General features: G+C 62.4%; 3 protein-coding genes. All 3 read left to right on the forward strand.

Translation table 11 applies throughout. The features are described from left to right. On the forward strand, positions 1-435 hold a 435-nt coding region (locus tag ACXJ7R_RS31635), incomplete at its 5' end, for a hypothetical protein (protein ID WP_457155243.1). Between the two features lie 88 nt (positions 436-523). Then, the gene (locus ACXJ7R_RS31640) at positions 524-952 is read left to right on the forward strand and encodes an MbcA/ParS/Xre antitoxin family protein (protein WP_457155244.1); all 429 of its coding nucleotides are present in this window, start codon (positions 524-526) and stop codon (positions 950-952) included. After that, on the forward strand, positions 946-1,644 hold the full coding sequence (locus tag ACXJ7R_RS31645; RefSeq protein ID WP_457155245.1) for an RES family NAD+ phosphorylase: 699 nt from the start codon (positions 946-948) through the stop codon (positions 1,642-1,644). The genes ACXJ7R_RS31640 and ACXJ7R_RS31645 overlap by 7 nt, the downstream gene beginning before the upstream one ends. Positions 1,645-1,815: the final 171 nt, after the last annotated feature.

A 1,815-nucleotide genomic window follows, 5' to 3' on the forward strand; every position in this document is an offset into this window, starting at 1 on the left:
GCGACATGGCTTCGTTGCTCGCGGAAAGTGACTGGTGATAGGCTGTATTGCCGGCAGCGGAGGATTCGAGCCTTGAGTATGGGGAGCTCCCAGCCGAAGCTGGAAGGACAAGAGACCGACGAGAGCCACTACCAGGTTTTTGTCGACGATCATTTTCATTATCGCGATGAGAGCCACCGTTACCTCGACGGAAAATTTCCAACCTACGATGAGGCTGTGGAGCGGTGCCGCGCCATCGTCGACAGCGAACTGGAAGATGCTTTCAAACCCGGAGCGACTGCCGAAGAGCTGTTTGAGAAATACAGTTTGTTTGGCTCGGATCCGTTCATAAAGACACCGCCGGGGCTGCGGGTTGATCCGCCTTTCTCCGCTTGGAATTATGCATTGGAGCGGTGTGAAATGCTGGCTCGCGTCTCGACTGTTCCAAAAAGCTGATTGCGCGCGGCGTCTGATCCACCATCGGGTCTGTTTCTTGCCGATTGGCAAATTCATGCTATATATCTGCCAATAGTGAGGACGCAAAATGCAGCTTCAGCCCATAGTCACCACGCCGGCCGCGGTTGGAAGCGCCATTTCGGATGAAGAGGCGGGCGCGCTGGCGCGCACCACCGTCAACCTGTTCAAGGCCTGGAACCTCACCGACCTGGAGGCCTGCATCCTGCTCGGCGGCATGTCGGCGCGCACATGGGCACGTTGGAAGACTGGGGCACGCTGGAAGGAGGGCGGCATAGGCAGGATCGACCGCGACCTGCGCACCCGCATGGCGCATCTGATGGGCATCCACAAAGGCCTGCGCTATCTCTTTACGGAGCCGGCGCGCGGCTATGCCTGGATCCGCAAGCCCAATGCCACTTTCGGCGGCAAGTCGGCGCTCGACCTGATGCTGCGCGGCGAAATCTCCGACCTTGCCGCGATGCGCGAATGGCTCGATGCGGAGCGTGGTGCATGGTGAGTGGGCTTGCGGTTCGGCGCCGCGTCCACTGGCACCAGAGCTTCCGCATCATCCGCTCCATCCATCCGCCCATCGACCTCTTCGAGGACATTGCCGACCCGCGCGACTGGGAGGCGCTGGCCGCGGTCGAGGCGAAGACCAACCCGCGCATCAGGCTCGAGATCGGCGACCTTGGCAAGGTGGCGGCCACAAGGCGGGTCTCCGGCCCTGGCGCCAGCTTCGTGATGGCGCCCTTCGTGCATTGTTCGACCCTGCGGCCCGGTCGGTTCTCGGATGGCAGCTATGGGATCTACTATGCCGGCGACAGCGAAGAGGTGGCGCTCGCCGAGACCATTCACCACCACCAGAAATTCATGCGCGCCACCAACGAGGATCCGGGCTGGACGGCGGATTTCCGCGTGCTGATCGGCAGCGTCGACCGCGACCTCGACGAGGTGAACGCGGTGCCCGGCGTGCTCGATCCCGGCGACTACACCGCCTCGCAAGTGGAGGGGCGGGCGCTGCGGGCGACCGGCAGCGACGGGCTGGTGTGGAACAGCGTGCGAATGCCGGGCGGCGGCTGCATCGGCATCTTCTGGCCGGACGCCATCACCATTCCGGTCCAGGGCCGGCATTACAGCTATCACTGGGACGGCGCCCGCGTGGATTTCGTGCGCGAGCACGATACGGGCAAGGTGCTGGCCGTCACCTGATGGCTGGCGAGAGCGGATTGCATCCGCGGTGAAGACCCACTTGGTTGCAACCGTCCGGAATCCCGCTTTACAGGTCGCGGGAGAGTCGATATCCATAAATCCAAGGATTCGGATATATGGATAAAAAAGGCACGTTGAACGCGCTGGCGGCCCTTGGCCAGGAGACGCGGC

It is taken from the genome of Mesorhizobium sp. P5_C1, assembly GCF_054049815.1.